Source organism: Mesorhizobium sp. GbtcB19, assembly GCF_019091085.1.
GTDB lineage: Bacteria > Pseudomonadota > Alphaproteobacteria > Rhizobiales > Rhizobiaceae > Mesorhizobium.
On the sequence record NZ_JAGXJY010000367.1, the window covers coordinates 1 to 249 of the forward strand.

General features: G+C 66.3%; 1 protein-coding gene. It reads left to right on the forward strand.

Annotated features, from left to right (window positions below):
* Positions 1 to 249, forward strand: a 249-nt coding sequence (locus tag KVT37_RS32495; RefSeq protein ID WP_217579058.1) for a DUF3422 family protein, incomplete at both ends; no start/stop codon positions are given.

The following is a 249-nucleotide window of genomic DNA, read 5'->3' on the forward strand; positions in this document are numbered from 1 at the left end:
CGCTGGAAATGAAGGCGGTCGAAACCCGCGACAGCCAGACCTTGCTTGCCGACCTCACCGAACTCGCCGCTGTGCTCGAGGCCGTCGCCGCGTCCAGCCTTTACCGTTTCGGCGCCAGCCGCGCCTATGACGGCATCGTCACCGAAAGGCTGGAGGCGCAGGATGAGGAGTCGGTGCAAGGTTTTGACACCTGGGCGGGATACTTGCTGCGGCGCATGGCGCCGGCGATGCGCACCTGCCGTTCGGTCG